The following is a 26,025-nucleotide window of genomic DNA, read 5'->3' on the forward strand; positions in this document are numbered from 1 at the left end:
GTCACACCTGGCGGTCCAGAAGCAGTTCCGAGAGGGCGACCAGCTCGTCCACGCGCGGCGTCACCAAAGGTGCCGCGCGCAGTCGGTCGCGCGCCGCGGTGACCCGGGCCCGCGCCTCCCGCAGGGCGCGGTCGCGGCCGCCCGCCCGATCGATCAGGCCGGCGGCGCACCTGACCCCGGCCTCGTCCGGTGGCGTCTCCCCGCCGAGCAGACGTTCCAGACGAGACCCGAGGGAGGGATCAGCGGCCGTCGCGGCGAGCACGGGCAACGTCTTCTTCCCCCGCCGCAGATCGCTGTGCACCGGCTTCCCGGTGACAGCGGGGTCCCCCCAGATGCCGAGCACGTCGTCGATCGCCTGGAACGCGAGACCCCACTCCCTTCCGGCCTGTGCGAGCGTCTCCGAGAGCCGGGCCGGGGCACCCGCGAGGACCGGCCCGAGAGCCGTGGCGCAGCCGAGCAGGGCGCCCGTCTTACGGGTCGCCATCGCCCGGTATTCGGCGAGGCTCACGGCATCGCGGCCGGTCCACGGCCGCGTCTCGAACCGCACATCGTCGGCTTGGCCGTGCACCAACTCCGAGAGCATGGACGCCAGTTGACGCACGGCCGGGCCGCCGCGCGCGTCGTCCACCTCGGCCACGGTGCGGACGGCCAGGGCGAACAGGGCGTCGCCCGCCAGGACCGCGGGGCCCGTGCCGAACGCCTTCCAGGAGCTGTCACGGTGTCGTCGGCGCTCGTCCCCGTCCATGATGTCGTCGTGCATCAGCGAGAAGGTGTGGACCAGTTCGATCGCCACGGCCGCCGGCACCGCCACATCGGCACCCGCGTCCACCGCCTCGGCCCCGAGCACGGCCAGTGCCGGTCGCACCCCCTTGCCGCCGCTCCCGGCGCTGGGCCTGCCGTCCGTGTCGCACCAGCCGAAGGCGTGCGCGGCGATGCGGCCCGGGTCCGGATGCAGGCCCCGCACCGCGTCGCGCAGGGCCGGTTCGACGAGTTCGCGGCAGCGCGCGAGGGTGGCGGCCGGGCCGGGGGCGGAGCGGTTGGCGGATTCCGCCGGCCCGGATCCGTACCGGGCCGGGCGCGGGGAGTCGGTGGTGCGCAGGGCGGTCTGGGGGAACATGGGTCCTGTTCCTGTCGTGGGCCGAGGGGGAGTTGCGGCGGACGCCGCGGAAGCCGCGTTCAAGGGGCGGGTACGGCGTCGGGCGCGGCGACGCCCAGCTCGGCGCGCGCCTTGGCGATCATGTCCCCGGCATGCCGCAACCCGATGTCGGCGAGCGCGCGTTCAAGGGCGTCGAGATCGGCCGCGGTCCGTGCCGCCGAACGCCCCTGCCGGGCTTTCGCCTTCACCAGGCCGAGCCGCGACAGTGCCTCCCCGCGTGGCTCCCCCATCGCGCGGAACTCCGCGAGCGCCCCGCTGTACACCCTCTCCGCCTCGGCATAACGCCCCGCGCGGTACAGCACGTTGCCCCGCATCTTGTGGTTGTACGCCAGCGCGCCGACCAGCTGGACCTCGCGGCAGAGCGGCTCCGCCTCGGCCAGCAGGGCCAGGGCCCGCTCCGGCTCGCCCTGGGCGGAACGGACGTCGGCCAGCCCCCGCAGCGCCCAGGCCCGGCCGCGGTCGTCCCCCGCGTCCTTGGCTATCCGGGCCGCTTCCTCGAACAGGGCCAGCGCGGTGTCGAAGGAGCCGGTGTTGCGGTGCATCTGCGCGATGCCTTCGAGCGCCCACACCGTGTGCCGCGCCTCGCCGCGCCGCCGGGCCTCCGCGAGCAACTGCTCATGGAGTCGGCCCACGGCCTCGTAGTCGCCCTGGATGCGGCCGGTCTCCGCGAGACCGGCCAGCGAGTAGCCGCGGGCCACGATGTCGTCGCCCTGTTCCGCGAGTTCGGCGGCCTCGGCCAGGCGCCGGCGCGCCAGCGCGAGGTCGCCGCGCTGGCGGGCGAGGGTGCCGCCGCTCCACACCGCCCAGGCCATCGCGCCCCGGTCCGCCGCCCGCTCGGCCGCGCGATAGCTGTCCTGCCAGGCCTGTTCGGCCTGGTCGACGCGGCCGAGCCGCCTGCTCGCCTCGGCGACGGCGAGCGCGGCGTGCGCCAACTCCAGCGCGTTGTGGCTCTGTTCGGCCCTTCGTTGCTCCCCGACTGCCTTGGCCAGGACCTCCTCCAGTGAGGTGTTCACCGAGAGCTCGCCCAGGGTCCCCCGGTATTCGGGGGCGAATGCCTTGCCGTACATGGTCGTCTCGCTTCGGGTCGGGGTACGGAGCCGGGGGCTCCGCCTTTGATCACGAAGCTAGGAGACGACCGGGGTGCGGGGAGTCAGCCTCAGAGCTTGTGTGGAGTCCGTCTGAAGTCGGACGTCCGGTGCAACGGGTCCGCCCTCAGCGGGACCCGGAGAACCGCGCCAGATAGGCGTCGGCCCGCTCCGGGTCCATCAGCCAGTCACGGTAACTGGCCGGATCCGCATAGCCGTTGGCGAAGCGGTGGGCGATCTCGGGGTGTTCGTACGCGGCCTCCACCACACGGCCGACATGGCCGGGCAGTGGCTGACGCACCATCAGGTCAGTGAAGGCGTGCACATGGCGGGCCTGTTTCCAGTAGTCCTCGAAGGTCGCGCGCATCCACCGCTCGTCGAAGGGCCGCCCGCCGTGCTTGAGGATCGCGTGGAGGTAGGCGTCGGCCGCCCTGGCGGCGCTGTTGGCGCCCTGGCCGGTGAGCGGGTCGTTGACGGCGACCGCGTCCGCCATTCCCAGGACATACTGGCCGCCCCCCAGCGAGCCCACCGGGTGCCGGACCGTGGGCGTGATCGCGCCGTACAACACGGCTCCCTCATCGATGGGTTCGGCCCGGGCGAAGCGTTCGTACTCCCACGGCGCGTACTCGCGCAGCAGCTCCACCGCCCGGCTCAGGCCCTCGCGCGAGCCCGGCCGGTCCGCCCAGCAGTCGTAGGGACCGCCCAACTTCGCCTCCAGGAGGAGGATTTCGCACGGCCCGTGCACGGTCAGGGCCTGTAGGGCGATCGCGTCCCCGGCCGTCGCCGTACCGGACACCCGCAGATACCCGTCGGTCTCGTCGCCCCGGCCCGTGACGCCGTCGGCATAGAACGCGGCGAGCGTGCGCTGCGGACGGTCGTAGACCGAGCGCGCCGCGTCCCGGCCGAAGAGCGACGAGAGGGCGCCTCGGCCGGCGGCGACGACCGTGAGGTCATGGCGGTCGACGACCGCCGGGGCGTCCTCGGCTGCGACCGACCCGTACACCACCCGGCCGCCCCGTGACCCGAAGAGCTCCAGCCACGCGGAGAGTTTGAGCCGCTGGTCGACCGAGCGGACCTCCGCGTCGTAGGAGGCGGTGAAGCGCGCGGGCCGGCCGTCCTCGGCCGGGTCCCGGTGGCGCATCTCCAGGCCGCCCATCACCGGCGCCCGTTCGTCCCAGAGGTTCAGCCCGGCCGCCCGCTCAAGTGCCAGGGCGGGGCCGAACATGAGCTGGGTCGAGGTGACCCGCCCCTCGCGGATCCGCTGCGCGGTCCGCTCGGCGTGGAGCGTCACGTCGTAGTCCGCGCCCTGCAGTCCGAGCGCCAGCTGAAGCCCGGCCTGCCCCGCTCCGATGATCGCGATCCTGCGCACGCCTGCCTCCACCTGATCCGCTCCGACGACTCCCCCCGTTGTACCGGGTGGCGCCCGGGGCTGCCTGGACGAGGCGGGGTGCTAAGCCGTCGGGTACTGGCGGAGCATCCAGTTCCGGTAGAGCGCCGACAGGGGGCCCTTGTAGTCGGTGCAGCCCTTGGGGCACTCGGTCGTGGTCAGATACCGCCGGAAGACCGATTCCTTGCGGCGGGCCGGCTCGACCGCGACGTTCGGGCGCATCGCGCTGATCGAGTAACCGCGGTACCCGATGACGGTGGGCTTCGGTCCCGGGAGGGCGGCGGCGGCCGATTGCACGAACCGTGCGGCGACTTCGTGGTCGCTGTGGTCGCCCCTGGGTCCGGTGCCGTAGTCGGTGTTGCGGTAGTCCAGGGTGCGTACGGTCCTGGCGTGCGAGTCCGCGACGAGCCAGGCCAGCATCGCGGTGAGTTCCTTCGCGTCGTAACTCGCGCTGTGGTCCATGGACGTCATCCTGCGGATGCTTCCCCGTTCGAGCTTGAGCAGGCTCTGGCCCGCTTGGGCACGGGTGCCCGAGCCGTCGTGGATCCCGTCCGGCAGGCGCAGGAAGGTGACCCGCACGCCGGGCCGGCCCGCCGGCACCCGCAGCGCGAAGGCCCGGACCGTACGCCCGCCGTGCCTGCGGTCCACACGCCGCCACTCGTTCGGCGCGCCCGCGAGCAGGGCGTAGGCCTGGCCCACTCCCTGCTCGCGCTGTTGCACGTACCGGGTGCCGGGGCTTCCCGCGTCGCCGGCGGTGAGGTACACGATGTCGAGACAGGCCCCCCTGCCCCGGTCGGCGACCAGGTCCGGACTCATGAAGAGGAGGTCGTCGTCCTCGTGCGCGACCCCGGCGAACACGGTGCTCCGGCACGGCGGGGCCGGGGCAGCCGACGAGTTCGCCGGTACGGCGACCTGCCCCCACGTCAGAATCGCCAGGCCGCACACCATCGAAGCGCCTCGAAGTCCGAGCTTTCTCAGCCTTGCCGCTGTCCCGTTCACGGGACGGATTATTGGCGTATATGTCCCAAAGATCCCGCATTTCCCTTCTGGCGTGCCTCGCGACTCGGCGATCCGCACGACCCGGATCCGGAGTGGCTGCTCCGCCGGGCTCGACTTCGGAGTGACGGCGCACGGACACGGCGGGGCGCGGGACGCCTCGGCCCCGCTTCGAGGTCTTGGGCGGAACCCATGACGCGGCCCCGACCGTGCAATACGGTTCCCCCGTGGACCAGTTGATCTCCTCAGACCCGACCCACATAGGCCCCTACCGTCTCATCGCCCGCCTGGGCGCGGGCGGCATGGGCCTGGTGTACCTGGGCCGCTCCGAGGCCGGGCGGACCGTGGCCGTCAAGGTCGTCCAGGAGGAGCACGCCCAACACCCGGACTTTCGCAGGCGTTTCGCGCGCGAGGTCGCGGCGGCCAGGCGGGTGGGCGGCGCCTGGACGGCCGATGTGCTCGACGCCGACACCGAGGCCCCGGTGCCCTGGGTCGCGACCCAGTACATTCCGGGGCCCGACCTGACGACCGTGGTCGGCAAGGACTTCGGGCCGCTGCCCGAGCACTCCGTGCGCGTCCTCGCCAACCGCCTGGCGCTGGCCCTGGCGGCGGTGCACGAGGCGGGTCTGATCCACCGGGACCTCAAACCGTCCAACGTCCTGGTGACGGTGGACGGGCCTCTGGTGATCGACTTCGGGATCGCGCGGGCCATGGACAGCCTCACCGGGGACAGCCTGCACACCCGCACCGGCATGCTGATCGGCTCCCCCGGCTTCATGTCGCCCGAGCAGGTGCGCGGTCTGCCCCTCACCCCGGCCAGCGATGTGTTCTGCCTGGGCGCCGTGCTCGTCCACGCCGCGACCGGCCGACTGCTGTTCGGCGCCGCCGAAAGCGGCCTCAACGCCCACCTCTTCCGGATCGCCGAGGAGGAGCCGGATCTGACCGGCGTGCCCGGGCCGCTGCTCGATCTCGTACGCCAGTGCCTCGACAAGGACCCGGCCAGGCGGCCCACCCCGCGCCAGATCGCCGGGCGCACGGCGGCGGACCCGGGCGGCGAGTGGCTGCCGGGCGCGGTGCTCGCCCAACTCGGGCGCCATGCGGCCCAGTTGCTGGACTTCGCCCCGGAGCGGTCCGTCACCGCACCGGCGGCCCCGGTCGACCCTCGCGTCCCCTCCGGACCGGTGCCGTCGCCGACTCCCCCACCGCCCGCGTACGCCCCGACGTTTCCCGTGCCCGCCCAGGGTTTCGCACCTGCCCTGGAGACGGCCCCCGCGGCGGTCCCTGCGACGCCGCCAAGCCCGAGACGCTGGTGGGGTCTGGCGGTGGTCGCCCTGGTGCAGTTGCTCGTGCTGGTCGACGGGGCGGCCCTCAGCACGGCGGTGCCCTCCGTCATGGTCGAGCTGCGCGCGAACGCCTCCCAGCTGAACTGGCTGTTCACGGGGTACGGACTGACCTTCGGCGGTCTGCTGCTGCTCGGCGGACACCTCGCGGATCTGGTGGGCCGCAAGCGCATGCTGATCCTCGGCCTGCTCGGGTTCGCCGTGGCCGCGGCGATCGGCGGTGCGGCCCCCTCGTTCGGGGTACTGATCCTGGCCCGCGCCCTGGAGGGTGCCTTCGCCGCGCTCCTGGCCCCGGCCGCGCTGGGCTGGGTGGCGGCCGCCTTCCCCGAACCCCGGGCACGCGGCAGGGCCTTTGGCATCTATGCGGCGGTCGCCGCGGGCGGCTCGTGCGTGGGCCTGTTCACCAGCGGCTTGCTGTCGGAGAGCGCGAGCTGGCGGTGGTCCCTGTACGCCGATGTCCCGCTGGCGCTGATCGCTCTGCTCGGCGTGGCCACCCTCGTGCCCGACCACCGGGTGCACGCCGTGCGCCGCTTCGACGCGCTGGGCGTACCGCTGGGCTGCTGCGGCATCGCCGCCCTGGTGTACGGCTTGGCCGAATCCGCGCAGCACCGCTGGGCCGACCTCCCGGTGTTCGGTCCGGTCGCCGTCGGCGTCGCGCTGCTCACGGCCTTCGCGTTCTGGCAGTTCCAGGCGGCAGCACCGCTCCTCGCGCCCGCCGCTCTGACGGACCGCGACCGCCTCGGCTCCCTGCTCGCCCTGCTCCTGGCAGGCACGGGCACGTTCGCCCTGTTCACGGTACTGAGCGCCGTTTTCCAGACTTTCCTCGGCGAATCCCCCATGACGAGCGCCGTGCACATACTGCCCGCTGTCGCCGCGATCGTCCTCGGCGCCCAGGTCTCAGCACGGCTCGTACACCGCGCCCCGGCACGCACCCTGATCGTGCCCGGGCTGCTGCTCGCCACGGCCGGGCTGGGACTGCTGACACGGCTCGGCCCCGACAGCGGGTACGCCACGCTCGCCCTGCCGGGCATGCTCGTCGCGGGGCTCGGCCTCGGCATGGCCCTGATGCCGCTCTATTCCCTCGCCACCTCCCCCGTCTCCGTGCCGGACACCGGCGGGGGCGCGGCACTGGTCGGCATGGCCGGGCAGCTGGGCGGTGCGCTCGGCACGGCGTTGCTGGCGGGCCTCCTCTCGGCAGGCGTGGCTTCCCGCCTACAGGCCACGCCGGGCGTTCCGCCGAGTGTCGTCGACGCGGTCCGGGGCGGCCGGACCGTCAGCCCGGTGGCGCTCCCGCCGTCGCTCTCCGGCGTGGTGCGGCAGGGCATGCTGGACGGTTACACGCAGACGCTGTGGTGGTCGGTGGGGCTGACCCTGCTCGCCGGGATCGTCGCCGCCCTACTGGTCAGGTCCAGGCCGACGGCGGGATCCCTCGCACGCTGAGGAGGCGCGCGGGGCGGGTACCCGGCGCACATCCCTTCCGGCCCACCGGGATTCCGGCGGGCCCCCTCAGGCGGCGTCCACGGACACGCGGAGGTCGGCACGCGGGCGCGTGTAGAGGCGGCCGCGGACCTCGCCCCGGGCCAACCGGTCCATCGCCGCCGGGAGTTCGGCGAACGGAACCTCCTGCACGGCAGGCTTGAGCGCACCGCTCGCCATGAGGTCGTACACCTCCCGCAGTTCGTCCTTGCTCGCGCCGAGGGAGCCGACGAGCTGGACGTTGCGCATCACCAGGGAGGTGATCGGGATCGGGGCGACGGCGCCGCCCAGGCCCACGAGCACCACACAGCCGCCCGGCCGCACGCACTCCACCGCGGCCGCGGCCGTGGCCGGCAGGCCCGCGAAGTCGACTATCACATCCGGGCGTTGGGCCGTGAGCCGGTGGACGTCCGGGAAGCAGGCCGTGGCTCCGGCCTCCGTCGCCGGGCCGAAGGTGGAGGGATTCACATCGACTCCGTACACGGTCGCGCCGAGCAGCTTGGCGATGCGCACGCCATTGAGACCGAGGCCGCCGAGACCTATCACCCCGACCGTCCGGCCCGGGCCGACCGAGCCGGCCGTCCGCACCGCGTGATAGGCGGTGGCCACCGAGTCGGTGGCCACCGCGGCCTCCGCGAAGGTGACGTTGTCGGGTATGTGGACCAGTGTGGAGACATGGGCCAGTTCCTGCTCGGCGAACGCGCCGTCGTGCCCCACCCCGGGTGCGAACAGGGCCTCCTCCATCGGGTGCGAGACCAGGGCGATGCCCACCCGGTCCCCCACCTCGAAGTCCCGTACGCCGTCGCCGACCGAGGAGATCACCCCGGCGCCCTCGTGCCCCAGGGTCACCGGCGACTTGACGGTGAGGTCACCGAGGTCCATACCGCTCATGATGTGCAGGTCGGAGTGGCAGAGCCCGGCCGCCTCGATGTCGACGACCACCCATCCGGGCCCGGGCTCCGGGTCCGGAACGGTTTCGAAGTTGAGCGGCCGACCCGCACCCGCGAACCGTATGGCCTTCATGTGCCCATCCCACCTTTGCACCCACGTCGTACAGTTGTTCCCTGCTCTGGTGGTTGAATTCCCACGGCGGAGGTGCTTTATGCGCGTGATTCGAATTGATGGACGAATCACCATATGACCTACGTGGACATGCCAACAGCGGCCCGTCCCGGGTGCTGGACGGGCCGCCGCGAGGACGATCAGCTTCCGTTGACCTCCACCTCGTATATGCGGGCTGCCGGATCACCGTTCTGGGTCGGCGTGAGGACCGCGAGGCGCGCATAACGGGCCGACGCGGTCACCGTGCTGGTCGTGGAATCGGCGGTGTTGCCGCGCACCTGGGCCACCGTGGTCCAGGTGGTGCCGTCGGCGGAGACGCTCAGGTCGTAGTCCTTGGTGTTCCAGTCCGCGCTCTCGCCGCCCGCGCCCGCATGGCGCACGGTGATCGACGTCAGCGGATGGGACGCACCCAGGTCGACCTGGAGGGTCTTGGTGCCGGAGGCCTTCGAGCACCACTTGTCGCCGGTGCCGCCGGTGAAGCTGCCGTTGACCGCCTTGTCCGGGGTCTCCGTGGCGTTGCAGGACGCCGAGCCGGTGGCCGGCCGCCCTGTCGCGAGGTCCCGGCTGCCGCCGCTCGACCCGTAGACCTCCAGCTCGTAGACGCGGGCCGCGTCGCTGCCGCCGCCGCTGGTGTTGGCGGGGCTGGTGACGAGGAGGCGTACGTAGCGGGCCGGCCGGACCGACACGGGATGGTAGGTCCGGCTGGAGCGCGATCCGGTGACGGTGGCGGCGGTGGTCCAGGCGGTGCCGTCGGTGCTGGTCTGGATCTGGAAGGCGCCGGTGTTCCAACCGGTGTTCTCGCCGCCCAGACCGGCGTGCTTGACCACGAACGAGGAGACGTCGTGCACCGCTCCGAGGTCGACCTGGAGCGAGGGGTTCGCCGCGGACGAGCACCACTTGCTGTTGTGGGCCAGCGAGCCGTCCACCGCTTTGTCGGCCGACTCCGCCGTGGCGCAGCCGGCCGACCCCGTGACCGGCTTGCCCAGCGCGAGGTTGGCGCCGAGGTCCGGCGCCGCGGGCACCGGGACGGCCCCGTCCTGGAACGACGGCGGCACGTCAAAGGCACCGGTGCCCCAGCTGCCGCTGGGCGCGGCTCCCATGGTGTAGTTCAGGGTCGCGCCGCCCGCGACGTCCGGGTAGCGCAGGTAACTGTGGCTGGTGGAGCTGCCGTTGACGTCGAGCGCCTGCACATAGGGCCCGCTGCCGGAACTGTTGATGGTGATGTTGCCGGCCGCCCGCTGGATCAGGATGGACGGGAACTGGGGCCCGTGCACGGCCAGCGTGTCCGCACCCGGAGTCGCGGGATACATGCCGAGCGCGGCCCACACGTACCAGGCCGATGTCGCGCCGAGGTCGTCGTTGCCGGGCAGTCCGCCGGCACCGGTGGTGAAGGACTCGGCCATCACCTTGCGCACGGCGTCGGTGGCGCCCGCCGGGTGGCGTGCGTAGTTGTAGGCCCACGGCACCCCGTGCTCGGGCTCGTTCCCTATGTAGTAATAGGGCCTGCTCTGACCGGCGTTGACCTCGGTGAAGTGGTGGTCGAGGCGCTGGACGGCGGTTCCGGGGCCGCCCATGGAGTTGATCAGGTCGGAGAAGTCGTACGGCACCATCCAGGTGTACTGGGAGGCGTTGCCCTCGGTGAACGTGGACTGGCTGGCCGGGTCGAGCGGCCAGGTCCACGAGCCGTCGCTCTGGCGCTGCTGCACATAGGACGACTCGGGGTTGAAGGTGTTGCGCCACCACTGGGCGCGTCCCATATGGGTGTTGTAGCTCGACGTGTTGCCGAGCGCCTTGGCGAACTGGGCCACCGCGAAGTCGGACGCCGAGTATTCGAGAGAGTCCGAGGGGTCGTCGAGGTAGTGCAGACTGGTGTACGTGGACTGGCGGCCGCGGATCGCGCTGCCCTGCGCGGTACCGCCGTTGGACGCCTTCTCCATCAGGGACAGGGCGGCCGCGGTGTCGAAGTCGCGGGCTCCGAAGGCGTACAGGCTGCTGACGATGATCGGGCCGGGATCGCCCGTCATCACGAAGTCCTCATTCGTCTGCTGCGACCACTTGGGCAGCAGTCCGCCCTGCTGGCCGTCCAGGACCATCGACTTGGCGATGTCACTCGCCTCGGTCGGGGCCATGAGGGCGATGAGCGAGGCCCACGAGCGGTAGATGTCCCAGCCCGAGTAGTTCTGGTACACCGGTCGCGACGAGTTGTGCACGGCGTTGTCGAAGCCCCGGTAGTCACCGTTGACATCGCTGGAGATGTTGGGGCTCTGGAGCACGTGGTACAGCGCGGTGTAGAACTTCTGCCGTTCCTCGGCGCTGCCGCCGGAGACCTGGACCCTGTTGAGCATCTGGTTCCAGGCGGTGTCAGCGGCGGTGCGGACCGCGCCGAAGTCCCAACCGGCGTTCTCCGCACCGACGTTGGCCTGTGCACCCGCGACGCTCACGTACGACAGACCGACCTTGAACTGGACCGTCGCGTTGCTGCTGGTGTCGAAGGTGACGTAGGCGCCCGTGTTGGTACCGGAGGCCGTGGCCGAACCGTCGCTGACGGTGCCGCCGGACCAGGTGCCGAAGCCGGTCGGCGTCCGGTCGAAGCGCACGTCGAAATAGATCTGGTACGTCTTGGACGAGCCGCAGAACCCCCCGGCCGTCACACTGCCGGTCAGCTCGTTGCCGTTGATGTGCACAGAGCCGGCGCGGTTGCCGGTGGCGCTGCGGCCGGTGTTGATCAGCAGCCGGGATGCCGTCGAGGACGGGTAGGTCAGCTTGCCCATGGCGGTGCGGGTGGTGGCGGACAGCTCGACGTCGGTGGCGTAGCGGTCCAGGCGCGTCTTGTAGTAGCCGGGCTTGGCGACTTCGTTCGCCTTGGTGTAACCGGACGCGTAGCTCGTCCAGTTGGTGCCGGGTGAGCTGCCGAGCGCGCCGGTGACCGGCAGCAGCGGCAGGTCCTCGTTGTTGGGGCAGCCGGCTCCGTCGAAGTGGGTGAGGCTGAAGTCCTCGACGGACGTGTCCTTGTAGCGGTAGCCGGAGGGGGAGGCGGTGGGGGTGTCGGGACCGAACTGCACCCCGCCGAACGGAACCACGGCGCCGGGATAGGTGCTGCCGCCGGCGCCGCCGGGCACGGGGTTGGGGGCGTTGCTGTCGTCGGTGCCGATGAACGGGTCGACGTACTGGGTCAGCGGAAGCGCCGCCGCATGGGCGGGCACCGCGGCGGCGAGGCCGACGAGCCCGAGGGCGGAGAGCGCCAGCGCACTGAACGCGCTGACGCCCCGGGAAGGACGTCTTGGCCGGACCGTGGGTCCGGAGGGGGGCACGGAGCGGAGCACGAGGGGGGACCACCTTCTCGCAAGGGACCGCTCGCCGTCCGGCGGGCGGCCTCGGGACGGAGGATGCTCGGTGTGCATGTGAACGTTACCAATCAACTCAGGATTGTTGAGGTGTCCCTGACTACCCGTCAAGGGTGAGGGGCGAATTGCGGCCTCGTGTTCACCGCAAGGCCCCTACAGCCCGTAACCGAGAGGTCCAACCTCCGCTCACCGCGATCATTTTGACGATCTGTCAGGGAGCGCGGCACCTGTGCGCCGTACCCATGGGAACGTTACCAATCCGTAGGCGGGCGGGGAGGCCTTGGCGCAAGCACCGCGCGGGCAGCCTGACATGGGGGTCCGTCTGCCATCATCGACGCGTCGCCGTGCCGGACCCGGGCGCGGACCGGTCGATGAGGAGGCTCGTGAAGCGCCCGACGATGAAGGACGTGGCCCGCGCGGCGGGAGTCAGCCCGATGACCGTCTCGCGGGCGGTGTCGGGCGAACCCGGTGTTTCGCCGGACACCGCCGCCCGGGTGGAGCAGGCCGTACGGCAGTTGGGCTACCAACGCAACGACAACGCCCGCAGCCTGCGGCAGAAGGACCTCCGCACGTCGACCATCGGTCTGGTCGTCGACGACCTCGCCAATCCGTTCTACGCGCTGATGGCACGCTCGGTCGAGGACGAGGCCCACCGGCGCGGCTTCCTGGTCCTCGTCGGCAGCACCAACGACGAGCCCCGGCGCGAACGCGAGGTCATAGCCGCGTTCACCGCACGCCAGGTGGACGGCCTCATCCTCGTCCCGACCAACGGCGGCCACGGCTTCCTGAAGCAGCCGATGGAGGCCGGCACCTGTGTGGTCTGCGTCGACCGGCCCGCGAAGGGCCTGGCCGTGGACACCGTCACCGTCGACAACCGCGCGGGGGCCGAACGGGCCGTCGGCCATCTGCTGAGCCACGGGCACACCCGGATCGCCTATCTCGGCGACCGGTTCGACATCTGGACCCAGCGAGAACGCCACGCCGGCTATCTGGACGCCCTCGCCTCCCACGGCATACCCGAGGACCCCGCTCTCGTCCGCCACGAACTGCGTTCCCAGTCCCACGCGGCCGCCGCCCTCGCCGAACTGCGGGCACTGGCCGCTCCCCCCACGGCTCTGTTCACCACCAACGACCTGATCACCATCGGGGTGATGGACGGGCTCGGGCAGCCCGATCCCGTCGCGCTCGTCGGGTTCGACGACTTCCCGCTGGCCGACCGGCTCAGTCCCCCGCTCAGCGTCGTCAGCCAGGACCCGGTGGCGCTCGGCGCCACGGCCGCGAACCTCCTGTTCTCACGCATCGACGGCGACCGGTCGGCTCCGCGCTCGGTCGTCCTGCTGACCCGGCTCATCGTGCGCGGCTCGGGGGCGGGCGGCGGCCGGGCGCGTTAGCGGAGCGGGCTTGGCTGGGCTGGGCTGGTGGAGCCAGCGGAGTTGTCGGGCGGTCGCGGCCGGTGAAGGCAGCCAGTTGGTGGAGCCGGACGGGGTCGGCGGTGAAGCCGGTCGGCTCAGTGGAGCAGCGCCTTGGGGAGGTAGGGCGACCGGACGGGGACGGGCCAGCCGATGCGACGGGCGTGACAGGCCAGGCCCAGCACATCCAGGTTGACGGCGGCTTCGATGTCCCTGCCGCGGGCGCCCACCGTGTAGTGCTCGCGGTGCTCTTCCAGGGCGTCGGCCAGCGCGAGGGCGAAGCCTTCCTGGTCGCACTGGACCAGCTGGGACAGCAGGCTGAGCGGCGGGGCGAGGAAGCCGGCGCCGGCCATCCGGTCGGCGGTGGCCAGGGCGTGGTCCATCGCGGGCTCGGGATCGACGCCGCGCAGATAGTCGTGCAGAGCCGCGCAGTAGGCCCCGCCGGGCGACGGGTGATCACCTTCGGTGAGGAACTCCGGCTCGATGAGCACGCAGTCGGCCAGCGGCTCGCGGGCACCGACGATCAGAGTCAGCGCCACGGCCTGCTGCCACTGGTGCGGATTGGGCCGGTAGGAGCCGCGCCACGCCGGCAGCGTCCTCGTCGTTCCCCCGATCGTGACCTCCACCTCGGTGCCGGGCTTGGCCCGTGCCACCCGAAGCGCGGCCGCTCCCGCCTCGGAGCCGAGCAGCGCGGCCTCGTACAGGCACGGGTCGCAGCCGTCAGGATCGAGCGCGGCGCGTACCAGGAAACGCCGGCGCTGATCCGCCATGAGCGATGTCAGGTCCCGCGCGAGCGACTTCGGGTCCGCGTCCGGGTCGTGGAAGCGCGCCAGCTCCTGCGCGGCGCAGTCGTCGTACGGCGTCGGGTCGAAGGCCTGGGACGCGGCGGGGAGGCGCGGACGCTCGACCGCCAGGGAGCCGGCGGCGAGCGCGGTCACGGCGTCGGCGCGCTTGGCCCGGCCGTAGGCGCGCACCCGGGGCGCCGCTCTCTCGAAGCCGGTCACCAGGGCCCGTGGAAGGTAGCCGGACTCGACCGGGATGTCCCAGCCGTACCCCCGATGGGCCATCGCCATGAGCGCCAAGGCGTCGAGCGGGAGCAGGCTGCGGGGTCTGGCGTTGTCTCCCGCGGCACGGCTCCGGTACTGCTCCAATTGCGTTGTCAGGCGCTGGGCGAAGCCGTCCTCGTCCCCCGCGGCCAGGGCACGCAGGGTGCTGAGGGCCGCGCGATGGCCGGGCCAGTCGTCGCCTTCGCCGAGCGTGGCGGTCACCATGTCGATCAGGGCGCACTTCTCGACGTCGTGAACCGGCCCCTCCGTCAACACGTCGACGGCCCCTTCCTCGTGGTCGAAGACGTACGCCATCAGGGCATGGACGAGCGCCACGTCGGCACGGCCCTCGTTGCCGCGCCAGGGCGGGGCGGCCTCGATGAACACGTCGGCCCAGCGGTCGGAGACCGCGGCCAGGAAGGCCAGTTGGAAGGCGACCAGCCACTCGGAGGCGCGGACCCGCCCCTCCTGATCGCCGGCGCCCGCACCGCGCTCGACATCACCGCCGTACGAGACTCCGGCCCCGGCGTAGTCGATGAACACCTCGGTCTCCCGCCCCGGAGACCAGGCCAGCTCCAAGGCGCCCACCGCGGCGGCCGCCGCCGAGCCGAGCGCCGTCTCGGCGTCCTTCCCGTCCAGCTCGGGCAGCCGTACGGACCGCGCGCCCAAGTAGTCCAGAAAGTCATCGGTGACCAGCCGCCAGCCCGTGGCCGGAAGGGGGTCCTCCCGCATCCGGTGCACCTCCGCGGCGACGCGGTCCGCGAAGTCGGTCTCCGCGGCGGCCAAAGCCGGCTCACCGATTCGATGCCGCTCGATCCGCACCTCTGCCTCCCGACGAGTCCCCGTTCGATCTTGCCCTGCCAGCATAGGAAGGGGGTCTGACAACGCGCCCGGCTCGGCGGTCCACCCAGCCCCATGACAGATCCCCCGGCGTCTTTGTCATCATTTGGTCACACGGGCATGCGATCGTGGTCGTGCTTGATCGGCTTCCGGGACCATGGCAGTTCCCCGTCGGCTCGGAAATGAGTACTTCCGGCTGGAACGGCTCCCTGCCTTCCTGACGTCTAGGCGGCCGACAGCGCAGAGCACAGGGCGAGATCAGCAAGGCGGGCTGCACCACGTATGAACGAGAAGAACAGCGCGAAAGCGGGCGGGCTTTCCGGCACGGAGGCCGTAAGCGGCCAAGCCTCGGCAGCGGCAGAGGCGGCCGACGAAGCGGCGGCCGAACGGACGGAGGGCGCGGCGCGCGCGGACTCGGCCCCGACGGCCCCTGAAGGCCCCAACTCGGGCTCCACCGAGCCGACTTGGGACCGGTCCGCATCGGGTGAGCACCCTGACCGAACCGACCGAACCGACCCGGCGGACCCGGCGGACCCCGATGCGGCGGACACGGCCGACCGAGCCGACGAGACCCTGGTCTTCGCGGCCCCGGCGCCTGCGCGCTCGGGCGGTCAACCGCGGAAGGACGCGGCGCGTCCCGCCGAGGACTCGTCCGCCACGACAGCGGACGAAGTCCGCCCGCACGACGCCTCCGAGAGCGAACCCGGCCGCCCGGGCAACGCCGCCGACACCCCGGCAGGCCCCGCCGCCGGCGCCAACGCCCCTGCCTCCGAAGACCCGGCGCGGGACCGCGAGCCCGGGCAGGGGAATTCCGAGCGAGCAGCGGAGGCGGCGCCAGAGCCGTCCGCACCCCGGCAGGGCGCACCCGTGCCAGATGCGCCCAAGCCGGGTACGTCAAAGCCAGGTACGTCCAAGCCGGATACGTCCAAGGCCGATGCGCCCGAGCCGGAAGCCCTCGCGCCGGAGGCGGCGCCCGAGCTCGTGGCGTCCACCTCCGGGGCCACGGCGTCGGCGCCCGAAGCAGTGGGCAGCGTGCACCAGGGGCCACGGACGCCCGAGGAGGAAGCCCGCGCGGCGTCGGCCAAGAGCGATCCCAGGGCCTCGCTCGCCTTGCCTGCCCCGACTCCCCCCACTCCCCCCACGCCCTCTGCCTCCGCCGCCGCCTCTGAGGTGGACCGGCGCGCAGGGCGCACACGCAACGCAGAGCCCGAGTCCGGCTCCGGCCCCGAGTCGGCGTCCGCGCCTGGGTCCGAGGCCGAGTCCGAGGCCGGGCCCAAGCCCCTACCCGAGTCGGCAAAGAAGTCCGCCCCCTCGTGGGCGGCTCGCAAGGAGTCGGACTCCGAGCGGACCAGTGAGTTCATCGCGCTCAAGCCCGATCTGCCGCCCTCCGCCCCGCCCCACCGCGCGGCGCCCGCCCCGTCCACTCCGAAGGTCGGCGACGAGCCCGGCCAGGGCCCCTCGGGGGCCGATGTCACCCGGGAGTTCGGTGCGCCGCCGCGGGCCTACGACGACCGCACCATGGCACTGACGCGGCCGCCGGCCACTCCCGCAGCCCCGGCACCGGCCTCCGCACCGGCACCCGCACCCGCACCCGCACCCGCACCGACGACCGCGGCCGGAGGCGGTGACGCGGGCGGGCCACCGCCCCCGCTCGACCTGCTGGCTCAGCTGACCAACACCCCGCCGAAGCCCGAGACGGTGGCCCGCACGGTCGGGCGCAGGATCAAGATCTGGGGCACCCTCGTCGCGCTGCTCGCCGTCGTGCTGGTCGTGGTCCAGGCGCTGCGCCCGCTTCCCACGCCCACACTGAAGCTCACCGCCGAGTCGACCCACACCGCCGCCGGCGGACCGGTCTCGCTGCCCTGGCCGAGCGAGGGCCAGGCCGTGGTGGACATCAACGGCCTGGGCCGGATGGGCACTTACGGGGAGATGAAGCCGCTCCCCATCGGCAGCGTGGCCAAGGTGATGACCACGTACCTCATCCTGCGCGACCACCCGCTCAAGGCCGTCGGCGACAAGGGGCCCTCGATCCCGGTCGACCAGAAGGCGCAGGACGACTACACCAACGGCGTCAGGGAGAAGGAGTCCGTCGTCGAGGTCAAGGCGGGCCAGCAGGTGTCCGAACTGGAGGCGCTGCAAGCGGTCATGCTTCCCTCGGCGAACAACGTGGCCCGTCTGCTGGCCCGTTGGGACGCGTCCACGGAGGAGGCGTTCATCAAAAAGATGAACGACACCGCCAAGGAACTCGGGATGACCAACACGACGTACACCGACGCGAGCGGTCTCATGGAGTCCACGGTCAGCACCGCCGAGGACCAGGTGAAGCTGGCCAAGCGGGCGATGGCCGACCCCGTCTTCCGGGCCATCGCCAAGCTGCCGTCGTACACGTCGACGACGACGTCGGGCGGGGGCACGATCGAGACGGCCAGAACACAGAACAACTTCAACAAGCTCGTCCCGCTGAACGGAGTCGTCGGTATCAAGACGGGTTCGACGACCAAGGCGGGCGGCAACCTTCTCTTCGCTGCCGAGACCACCGTCGGCGACAGCAAGCAGCTGGTCATCGGCGCCGTGTTCGGTCAGCACAGGGCGCCCATCATCGACACCGCGACGGCGGCGAGCAAGAAGCTGATACTGGCCGCTGACAAGGCGCTCAGGAGCGAGACGGTGGTGAAGAAGGGCGACGTGGTCGGCCAGGTGGACGACGGCCTCGGCGGCACGGTCCCGGTCGTGGCGACCAAGGACCTGAGCGTGCCCGTCTGGTCCGGCGCCTCTGTCGGGATCAGCCTGACCGACGGCGGCAGGACGCTGCCCCACACGGCGAAGGCAGGCACCCAGGTCGGCACCCTGACCGTGGGCACCGGCACCGGCGAGGTGAAGGTGCCCGTCGCGCTCAAGAGCGATCTGGTGGAGCCGTCGTTCGGCGCGAAGCTGACCCGGCTCGGCTGACCTCGGCCGCCCGACCGGGAGTTGCGGCCTCCGACAGGCTTCCCGTAGCAGTGCGGCCCCCGCCGATTTGGGCGGGGGCCGCACTGCTGGCAGGGCTCAGCACGGGACGGCGCCTCCGCACTGGCAGGGGCCGCCGCTCTGGCAGCCGCATTGGCAGCCCGGCCCGCACGAGCAGTTGGCCGCGCGCGGTGTCGGGACGGTCGCCGGGTGGGCGGTCGCGTACACGTGGCCCGGTGGGGCCGTCGGAGGAACAGGCTGCTCGGGAATCACGGTGAAGCTCCCTTCCCTGGTGCGCTGTCTCGTTCCCGAGTCAACTCCAGGGCTCGCCGGCCGTCAACGTCCTTGTTGTGCATGGGGTTTGGGTGGCCCAAGGGAATGCAGAATGGTGGGCCAGGGCGAATGCCGGGCGCGCGGCGCCCGTGCGTTCGGCGAAGCGAACGGCTCGGCACGTCCGGCAAGGAGTCCACGATGACCCCCAGGTTCAGGTTCGGGGCACGAACGGCAGGGGGCACACGCCCCGCGAGCGGGACACGGCTTCCGGCCCTGCCTCTGGCGGCGGGGCTGCTCACCGCGACCGTCGCGCTGTACATGGCGCTCGTCGCCTTCGGCAACATCACCGACTTCGACACCAACCGGCAGTTCGTCCGGCACGTCCTCGCGATGGACACCACCTTCAAGGACCCGGATCTCATGTGGCGGGCCATCACTTCCGGCACGTTGCAGGACATCGCGTACGTCCTGATCATCATCTGGGAGACCGTGGCGGCTTCGGTGCTGATAGCCGGCGCCGTCTCCTGGCTGGGCGGGCTGCGGCGGCGTTCGGGGGTGGGACGGGCGCGGCGGCTGAGCACCGCGGGCCTCTTGATGGTGCTGGTGCTGTTCGGCGCCGGATTCATCGCGGTCGGCGGCGAGTGGTTCGCGATGTGGCAGTCCAAGTCCTGGAACGGACTCGACGCGGCCGCCCGCAACTTCATGATGGCCGGCATCGTCCTGGTGGTGGTCCATCTGCCGGGCACCGACGCACCGTCGGACTGAGCGGGCCGCCGACGGGGCGGCGCCGCCGGCTCCAGTCGTCCGCCGACACCGCCCGGCCACGTCGCGCGTCGGCGCCCTCGACGGAAAGCGGTCACCGCCCACCGCAGAGAAGGTGCATAATGCATGTGTAGCCCTTCGCGCCTCCCCCGTCGCGAAGGGCTACACCTGCGTGCAACAGCCGCTCGCCGTGGGCGCGGAATGCGCGCAGGGCACAGCGGCCACCCGAGCAAGGAACTCCCCTCGTGGCCCCTTGTCCGTGTTTTTTCGAGTTAACAGTGACGTAGATTGTTTCCGCAAGTCCAAGGCGTAATAACGGAAGAAGATGCTCCGGTTTATTGCCGCCGACCGTGGCCGACAGGCTCCCCGTCCGCCGGGCGCCTCCACCAAGGTCGGTTAAAGTACGGATCCGTTGACCGAATCGAACATCACGCATCGTCGGACAGCGCACGAGCGGCGGACGTGGACGTGGGGACCTGATGGACAACGTCGAAGAGCACACGCCCGACCTGACGACGCTGCGGCAGAAGGTCGAGTACATGGTCGAGAAGACCTTTCCGGGAGAGAAGGTCTCCGGCCGCGTCTTCGCCGATCTCGTCAAGGAGCGGGGCGGCTCGCTCTCGCACAGCTACTTCTCCAACATCCTCGCCGGCAAGGTCACCAACCCCTCGGAGGAGATCCTCAAGGCGCTCGGGCTCGGATTCGGCGTGGACTGGCGCTTCTTCAAGGACGAGTCCGACGTGGTCGACGACGTGGTGGCCGGACTCCAGTTCCTCGCCAAGCGGCGGACGGGGGAGATCAGCGGTCTGGCCGGCCGCGGGCTCGACGACGGCGGACTCGACCCGGAGTTGCTCCAGTACGTCCTCTCCCTCCTTGAGGACAACAAGGAGAACAAGGACAGCAGAGAAAGCAGAGACAGCAAGAAGGACGGGAAGGACGGCAGGGCGAGCAAGGACGCATGAGGCGGCAGCCCCGAAGCCACCCCCGGCGGGCGGGTCCCGGTAGCGGACTCCGCGTGTTCATGACGATTGGCTAAGATCGCAGATCGCCTGTCACATACGCGTGACTACGATCAAGAGGTCTCCATGTCCCTGCGCGAGCTGCGGAAAGAATGCGAAGCCGGACTGGCGGATCTGCCGATCCCTGCCCCGTTCAGCATTCCGGGTCTCGTGGCGAACATGGAGGAGGCCCGGGGCCGGACCATCGTGCTGCACGAGCTGCCCGACCGGCTCGCCCGGGTGAACGCCGCCTGCGGCCTGCGGCTCAAGTCGGGCGCCACCAGCTTCGTGCTGTACCGGCGTCGCCCCACCGCCTATCAGACCCAGCACGTCATCCTGCACGAGCTGTGCCACGAGTGGTTCGACCACGGCACGACGCTGAACGCGGACCAACTGCGCCGGCTCCTGCCCGTGTTCAACACCTCCCTGATCAACCGCGTGCTCACGTCCGACGAGACTGCCGTACGCCCCGCGGCGACCGAGCCCGCCGTACGCCCCGGGACGGCCGGGCCCCCCGCTCGCCACGAGGCGGAGCCGGACGGTCTGCCGCCCCTGGTGACCGAGGCGCTCCGCTCCGGGGTTCCCGTCCAGGCGCGCGCCCAGTACGACACCCACGACGAGCGGATCGCCGAATTCGGCGCCTCGCTGATCCCCCGCATGGCCCTCGACGTGACGAGCGACGACATGATGGGGCGGCTCGCCAACTCCCTGTCCCGGCCGGTCGCCCACCGGCGCCGCGGCTTCTTCCGCCGCTCGTAGCCGCGGCCTCCCCGCGCTTCGTACCTCTCCCCCCTCCCCGTCCCCCGAGGAACCGCCGTGACCGCGCTTGACCTTGCCGGCTATCTCATAGCCGGCCTGATGACCGTCGTCGCCCTGTGGCGCATGCCCGCGGCGCTGTGGGGCGATGAGGAGGACCGACGCAGACGCGCCCTGTGGGGCTGCTACGCCGGCTTCGCCCTCGCCCTGTGGACCAAGACGAAGGTCGTGCGGATCGGGCTCAACAACAGCCCCGTCGTCGACCTCGCCGTACTGATCAAGCACTACACGGCGACGGTCGCGATCCTCGCGATCCTCAGCTACATCGTCGCCATCTACGGGCACTTCCCGGCGGGCGGGGTGGTCCCCCGGCACGTACGGTTCGCGCGGTTGATCCAGCAGGTGGCGGCCAAGGCGTCCGTCGCCACGCTGATCCTGCTGACCGTGCTCTTCTTCACCGCGGTCGACCGCTCGTACGCCTCGGACCGGTTCGTCTCCGACCACGCCGGACAGTGGGGAGCCACGCTCTACATGAGCGTGTTCTACCTGTACTTGGGCGCCGCGTCCGCCGTCTGCGCCTATCAGTGGGCGCTCGCCACCGTCGGGGCCGGGGCCCGTCATCTGCGCATCGGCCTCGGCATGATGACGTTCGCGATGTTCATCGGCGTCGGTTACACCGTCAGCCGGACCCTGTTCCTGTGGATCAGCGTCGCCGACCGGCCGAGCCCCGCCTTCGCCCTGAGGTTCGACGAGATCACCGAAGCGGCCCAGGTCGTCCTGTTCGCGTTCTTCGCGCTCGGCGCCTCCGTCCCCGCGTTCAGCAAGGGGTGGCGCCGGGTGCGGCTGTGGCGGGCCCAGGCCCGGCTGCATCCGCTGTGGCGCGAGCTGATGACGGCCTTCCCCGACCAGCCCTTCGAGCCCCCGGCCTCCCTCTCCCGCGAGCTGACCCGGTTCGACACCCCGGCGGACCTGCGGATCGACCGCTGGGCGGCGGACATCGCGGACGCCGTCGAGAAGTTGCGCCACTACGTGCCGGACGGGCTGCTCCCCGCCGCCCAGCGGGCCGCGGCCGACGACGGGCCGGGCGCGGAGAGCGCCGGGCCGCTGGCCGAGGCGTACTGGATCAAGGCGGCGCTCGCCGCCAAGGCCGACGGCGCAGCCGCGGGTGATGCCGCGGCCGTCGCGACCAAGCACGCCACCGACCAGGACGGCGAAGTCGCCTGGCTGGTACGGGTGGCCGACGCCTATCGGACCGTCAGCGGCGAACGGGCCCGCGGCGTCCTGGACTCCCTGGAGAAGACCGCGTGAACGACACCCTGACCGGTGCCGGAAGCCGCAGGACGGCCACGGCCCGCACCATCACCGACGTACTGCAACCGCGCAACGTCCTGCTCGCCGGAATGCTCGGGATCGGGCTCGCCGCGGCCGGCGAGTGGACCGGACTCCTGTGGGGGCTGCTCGGCGCGCTGTGCGCGGGGCTCGTCCCTGCCGGGTACATCGAGTGGGAGCGCAAGCGCGGCACCTGGGGTGACCGGCACGTCGTCGACCGCACCAAGCGGGCGCCGATCTTCTTCGTCATCCTCGGTTCCATCGGGGCCGGTTCGGTCATCATGGTGCTCGGCCACGCTCCGAGCGGCATCCTGGCCGCGATGCTCGCCCTGTGGGTGATGACGATCTTCCTGCTCGCCGTGAACACGGTATGGAAGATCTCGGTGGACTCCGCGGTCGCCTCGGCGGTGGTCGCGCTGCTCGCCGTGGTCCACTCACCGTGGTGGCTGCCGGCGTACGCGGTGACCGTCGCGGTGTGCTGGTCGCGGGTGGCCCTGAGCTATCACACGGTCATGCAGACAGTGGCGGGCGCCGCCCTGGGCGCGGCCACCTCGGCCGCGTTCCTCTTCGTCTGACGGTCCCGACCGACGGTTTCGACTGATGGCGTGTCAGCTCGGCCCGCGCCGGGCGTAACGGCCCGGCGCGGTCCCCACCACCCGCTTGAAGTGGCGGGTCAGATGGGACTGGTCGTAGAACCCGGTGGCACGGGCCACATCGCCGGGCGGGCGCCCCTCCAGGAGCAGCCCGCGGGCCCGGTCGACGCGACGGGCCGTCAGATACTGATGCGGCGCGATCCCGAACTCCGCGGTGAAGGCGCGCACCAGATGCGTGGGATGGGCGTGGACCAGGCCGGCTGCCTCCTCAAGGGTGATGCCGTCGACGACTCGCGCGTCCAGGATCTCGCGCAGGTTCCGCGCGATCGAACGGCCCGGCGCACTCGGGCCGCCCGGGCCGTTCGTGAGCCGGGGGCTCAGGTGCCCGCGCAGCCGCTCGGCGATGAACGCAAGCCGGCTTTCGGCCTCCAGCTCCTCCCCGCGATGCGCGAGGACCGTGTGGAGCTGGCCGACCCTGTGCCGCAGGACGGAGTCCACGAGATCGGGGCCGTCGACCGCGGGGGCGATGAGGCTGTCGTCGAGCTGGGCCCGGTCCAGATAGACCACGCGCTTGCGGAAGCCGTCGGCGGTGGCCGGGGAGCCGTTGTGCGGCACGTCCGGCGGCAGCAGGCTCACCACGTGTCCCGGGGTGCCGTGCTCATGGCGGTCCAGGTCGTAGCGGACCGCGCCGTCGTCGACGATCAGAAGCGTCCAGCTGTCGTGGACGTGCATGGGGTAGGAGTGCTCGGTGAACCGGGCGTGGAAGACCTCCACCACACCGGCGACCCGGGGGCGCCAGGCGGAGATCTCCTGTTCGGCGGTCATGCAAGGAACGTACAAGACCGGGGCGGGGCGGGCCCGGCAGTCTCATTCCATGACATCGGACAGCGCCACCCCCGTACGTTTCGACACCAAGATCGCGGTACTGCTCCGCGACGACCTCCAGACCTGGCAGCGGCTCAACGTGACGGCCTTCCTGGTCAGCGGTCTGGGCACCGAGCTGCCCGAGACGATCGGCGAGCCGTACGCCGATGCCGACGACACCGGGTATCTGCCCCTGTTCCGCCAGCCGGTCCTCGTCTTCGAGGGCGGCAAGGAGGTGCTGAAGTCGGCCCACTCGCGTGCCCTCAGCCGTGACCTCCCCCGCGCGGTGTTCATCGGCGACATGTTCAGCACCGGCCATGACGCCGACAACCGGGCTGCCGTGCGGGCCGTCCGCGGCGCCGACCTCGATCTGGTCGGGCTCGCCGTCTACGGCCCCCGCAACGCGGTCGACAAGGTCCTCAAGGGGGCGCGCATGCACCCCTGACCGGGCACGCGCGTCAGAGGAGCGCGGGCAGGGAGTCAGGGGAAGCGCACGGTCACGGCGAGGCCACCGCCCGGGTTCGCCACCGCCGTGGCCTCGCCGCCGTGAGCCCGTGCGATGGACGCGACGAGCGCGAGGCCGAGCCCGGCGCCCTCGCCCGGGGCGTGCCGGCGTTCGTTGAGCCGGCGGAACGGCTCGAAGAGGTCCGCCACCGCGTCCTGCGGCACGACGGGCCCGGTGTTCGTGATCCGGAGCGTACGGTCGGCCTCCACCAGGCTCAGGTGAAGGCTGCCGTCGCGGTGGTTGTAGCGGAGCGCGTTGCCGATGAGGTTGCGGATCAGATGGGTGAGCAGCACCGGGTCGCCCTCGACGGTGAGCGGCTCCAGGGCGGTGGTGAGGGTGATGCCCCGTCCGTCCGCCTCGTCGTGGTGCTCCTCGGCGACGGTGGTCACGCTCACGTCGAGCGCCACCGGTTCGCGGTGTTCCAGGCCCTGGTCCGAGGCGGCGAGCAGGAGGAGCGACTCGATCAAGTGCTCACTGCTGTCGGCCACTTGGAGGAGTTCGTCACGGATCCATCTGATCCGTTCCGGATCGGGATCGACGAGCCCGATCTCGGCGGCGGCCCGCTGCACGGCGAGGGGTGTGCGCAATTCGTGCGCGGCGTTCGCGGCGAACCGCCGCTGCGCGCCCACGAGTTGCTCGATCCTGCCCAGCATCTGATCGAAGGTGTCGGCCAGTTGCTTCAGCTCGCCGGGTGGGCCCTTGAGGTGGATGCGTTGATGGAGGTTCTCGCCGGACAGCTTGCGCGCGGTGGCGGTGATGAGGCCGACCGGTCGCAGTACCCGGCCCGCCATCCACCAGGCCAGGACGACCGAGAGCACGGCGAACACGGCGAGGGCGACGCCGGAGACGGTCAGCAGGCGGTTGAGGGTGGTGGCCGCGACGACCTGGACCACCTCGGTCCTGGCATGCCTGCCCGCCTGTTCCGCGGGCACGAGGTCGCCGGGCGGGGTTGCCGAGGACCTCGGTGTGGCCTGCCCGCCGGGCACGACCCCGGTGACCGCGCTCCCGATGCGGTTGTCCAGGCCGTACTGGACGCACACGTAGATCACACCGACCAGAACGCAGCCGGCGAGCAGCAGCAGTCCCCCGTACAGGGCGGTCAGGCGGGCCCGCTCGGTGGCGGGTACGAGCCGGCGGATCACCGTCCGGCCCGCCGGGCCTCGTCCGGGGTGCGCGCGATGCGGTAGCCGGCACCGGGGACGGTGTCGATGACCGGTGGGTCACCGAGTTTGGCGCGCAGCCGGCTGAGGGCGACGCGAACCGGATTGGTGTCGTACCCGGCGTGCTCCTCCCACACCTGCTCGATCAGGTCCTCGCCGCTGACCACCCCGCCGTCGGCCCGCATCAGGGTTTCCAGTACGGCGAACTCCTTTCGGGTCAGCGCGAGTTGGTGGCCGTGCCGGCGGGCCTGGCGGCGGGCGGTGTCGAGGACGATCCCGGCACGTTCGATGACCGGGGGCAGCGCGGGCCGGGCGCGGCGGCCGAGCGCGAGGACGCGGGCCAGGAGTTCGTCGTACGCGAACGGTTTGGTCAGGTAGTCGTCGGCGCCGAGTCCGAGGCCCTCCACCCGGTCGCGTACGGCGCCCGAGGCGGTGAGCATGAGCACCCGGGTGAGCAGCCCCTCGGCCACCACGGTGCGGCACACCTCGTCGCCGTGCAGGCCGGGCAGGTCGCGGTCGAGCACGAGGACGTCGTAGTCGCCGAGCCGTAGTTTGCGCAGGCCGCTGAGGCCGTCGAGGGCCACGTCCACCGCGATGGCATCGCGGCGCAGCCCCTCCGCGATCATCGTGGCCAGGAACGCCTCGTCTTCGACTACCAGTACGCGCATGCCCCCTGTCTACCGGAAACGGACCTTTCG

At 71.6% G+C, this 26,025-nt stretch carries 19 protein-coding genes; 9 read left to right on the forward strand and 10 right to left on the reverse strand.

The genetic code is table 11. The features are described from left to right. Position 1 precedes the first annotated feature (1 nt). The 4 genes from ACFYNP_RS16040 to ACFYNP_RS16055 all read right to left on the reverse strand — a co-directional run bounded on the left by ACFYNP_RS16040 (position 2) and on the right by ACFYNP_RS16055 (position 4,486). Positions 2–1,117: a polyprenyl synthetase family protein gene (locus tag ACFYNP_RS16040; RefSeq protein ID WP_388785923.1), complete on the reverse strand. Its 1,116-nt coding sequence runs from the start codon at positions 1,115–1,117 to the stop codon at positions 2–4. A gap of 59 nt (positions 1,118–1,176) precedes the next feature. Next, positions 1,177–2,223, reverse strand: a complete 1,047-nt coding sequence (locus ACFYNP_RS16045; protein ID WP_388785925.1) for a tetratricopeptide repeat protein — start codon at positions 2,221–2,223, stop codon at positions 1,177–1,179. A 145-nt stretch (positions 2,224–2,368) separates the two neighbouring features. Beyond that, positions 2,369–3,610 (reverse strand): styrene monooxygenase/indole monooxygenase family protein, encoded by a 1,242-nt coding sequence (locus ACFYNP_RS16050; protein ID WP_388785926.1) that lies wholly within the window; start codon positions 3,608–3,610, stop codon positions 2,369–2,371. A gap of 81 nt (positions 3,611–3,691) precedes the next feature. Next, a complete protein-coding gene (locus ACFYNP_RS16055; RefSeq protein ID WP_388785928.1) occupies positions 3,692–4,486 on the reverse strand; it encodes a PIG-L family deacetylase in 795 nt (264 codons plus the stop codon). A gap of 365 nt (positions 4,487–4,851) precedes the next feature. On the opposite strand from ACFYNP_RS16055, the gene ACFYNP_RS16060 reads away from it, so the two are divergent. Then, entirely contained in the window at positions 4,852–7,404 is a 2,553-nt protein-coding gene (locus tag ACFYNP_RS16060; RefSeq protein WP_388785929.1) for a bifunctional serine/threonine protein kinase/MFS transporter, read from the forward strand. Between the two features lie 66 nt (positions 7,405–7,470). Here the strand turns inward: ACFYNP_RS16060 and ACFYNP_RS16065 are convergent, their stop codons facing one another. Together ACFYNP_RS16065 and ACFYNP_RS16070 are read right to left on the reverse strand one after the other, a co-directional pair. Further along, positions 7,471–8,463: a zinc-binding dehydrogenase gene (locus tag ACFYNP_RS16065; RefSeq protein ID WP_388409370.1), complete on the reverse strand. Its 993-nt coding sequence runs from the start codon at positions 8,461–8,463 to the stop codon at positions 7,471–7,473. Positions 8,464–8,642: 179 nt separating this feature from the next. Beyond that, positions 8,643–11,825, reverse strand: coding sequence for a GH92 family glycosyl hydrolase (locus ACFYNP_RS16070; protein WP_388785931.1), 3,183 nt, complete (start codon positions 11,823–11,825; stop codon positions 8,643–8,645). A 404-nt stretch (positions 11,826–12,229) separates the two neighbouring features. On the opposite strand from ACFYNP_RS16070, the gene ACFYNP_RS16075 reads away from it, so the two are divergent. Continuing rightward, entirely contained in the window at positions 12,230–13,237 is a 1,008-nt protein-coding gene (locus ACFYNP_RS16075) for a LacI family DNA-binding transcriptional regulator (RefSeq protein ID WP_388409376.1), read from the forward strand. 116 nt (positions 13,238–13,353) lie between these two features. Here the strand turns inward: ACFYNP_RS16075 and ACFYNP_RS16080 are convergent, their stop codons facing one another. Then, a complete protein-coding gene (locus tag ACFYNP_RS16080) occupies positions 13,354–15,087 on the reverse strand; it encodes an Imm49 family immunity protein (protein WP_388785933.1) in 1,734 nt (577 codons plus the stop codon). A 1,224-nt stretch (positions 15,088–16,311) separates the two neighbouring features. On the opposite strand from ACFYNP_RS16080, the gene ACFYNP_RS16085 reads away from it, so the two are divergent. The 6 genes from ACFYNP_RS16085 to ACFYNP_RS16110 all read left to right on the forward strand — a co-directional run bounded on the left by ACFYNP_RS16085 (position 16,312) and on the right by ACFYNP_RS16110 (position 22,780). Further along, positions 16,312–18,090 (forward strand): D-alanyl-D-alanine carboxypeptidase family protein, encoded by a 1,779-nt coding sequence (locus tag ACFYNP_RS16085; protein ID WP_388785934.1) that lies wholly within the window; start codon positions 16,312–16,314, stop codon positions 18,088–18,090. Between the two features lie 468 nt (positions 18,091–18,558). After that, positions 18,559–19,125 carry a DUF2165 domain-containing protein gene (locus ACFYNP_RS16090; RefSeq protein WP_388409383.1) on the forward strand — a complete coding sequence of 189 codons (567 nt, stop codon included), beginning with the start codon at positions 18,559–18,561 and terminating at the stop codon, positions 19,123–19,125. A 476-nt stretch (positions 19,126–19,601) separates the two neighbouring features. Continuing rightward, entirely contained in the window at positions 19,602–20,084 is a 483-nt protein-coding gene (locus ACFYNP_RS16095) for a hypothetical protein (protein ID WP_388785936.1), read from the forward strand. 123 nt (positions 20,085–20,207) lie between these two features. After that, the gene (locus ACFYNP_RS16100) at positions 20,208–20,879 is read left to right on the forward strand and encodes a toxin (protein ID WP_388785937.1); all 672 of its coding nucleotides are present in this window, start codon (positions 20,208–20,210) and stop codon (positions 20,877–20,879) included. A 57-nt stretch (positions 20,880–20,936) separates the two neighbouring features. Next, positions 20,937–22,184 carry an MAB_1171c family putative transporter gene (locus ACFYNP_RS16105; RefSeq protein WP_388785939.1) on the forward strand — a complete coding sequence of 416 codons (1,248 nt, stop codon included), beginning with the start codon at positions 20,937–20,939 and terminating at the stop codon, positions 22,182–22,184. Continuing rightward, positions 22,181–22,780: a hypothetical protein gene (locus ACFYNP_RS16110; RefSeq protein WP_388785941.1), complete on the forward strand. Its 600-nt coding sequence runs from the start codon at positions 22,181–22,183 to the stop codon at positions 22,778–22,780. Before ACFYNP_RS16105 ends, ACFYNP_RS16110 begins: the two co-directional genes overlap by 4 nt. Positions 22,781–22,813: 33 nt before the next feature. Here ACFYNP_RS16110 and ACFYNP_RS16115 read toward each other — a convergent pair whose 3' ends face one another. Then, a complete protein-coding gene (locus ACFYNP_RS16115; protein WP_388785943.1) occupies positions 22,814–23,623 on the reverse strand; it encodes an AraC family transcriptional regulator in 810 nt (269 codons plus the stop codon). A 49-nt stretch (positions 23,624–23,672) separates the two neighbouring features. Here ACFYNP_RS16115 and ACFYNP_RS16120 point away from each other — a divergent pair, with 49 nt between their 5' ends. After that, positions 23,673–24,107 carry a DUF2000 family protein gene (locus ACFYNP_RS16120; RefSeq protein WP_388785944.1) on the forward strand — a complete coding sequence of 145 codons (435 nt, stop codon included), beginning with the start codon at positions 23,673–23,675 and terminating at the stop codon, positions 24,105–24,107. A gap of 35 nt (positions 24,108–24,142) precedes the next feature. Here the strand turns inward: ACFYNP_RS16120 and ACFYNP_RS16125 are convergent, their stop codons facing one another. Both ACFYNP_RS16125 and ACFYNP_RS16130 read right to left on the reverse strand, forming a co-directional pair. Beyond that, positions 24,143–25,309: a sensor histidine kinase gene (locus ACFYNP_RS16125; protein WP_388785945.1), complete on the reverse strand. Its 1,167-nt coding sequence runs from the start codon at positions 25,307–25,309 to the stop codon at positions 24,143–24,145. After that, the gene (locus tag ACFYNP_RS16130) at positions 25,306–25,995 is read right to left on the reverse strand and encodes a response regulator transcription factor (RefSeq protein ID WP_388409401.1); all 690 of its coding nucleotides are present in this window, start codon (positions 25,993–25,995) and stop codon (positions 25,306–25,308) included. The genes ACFYNP_RS16125 and ACFYNP_RS16130 overlap by 4 nt, the downstream gene beginning before the upstream one ends. Positions 25,996–26,025: the final 30 nt, after the last annotated feature.

Source organism: Streptomyces sp. NPDC006691 (genome assembly GCF_042869955.1).
GTDB lineage: Bacteria > Actinomycetota > Actinomycetes > Streptomycetales > Streptomycetaceae > Streptomyces.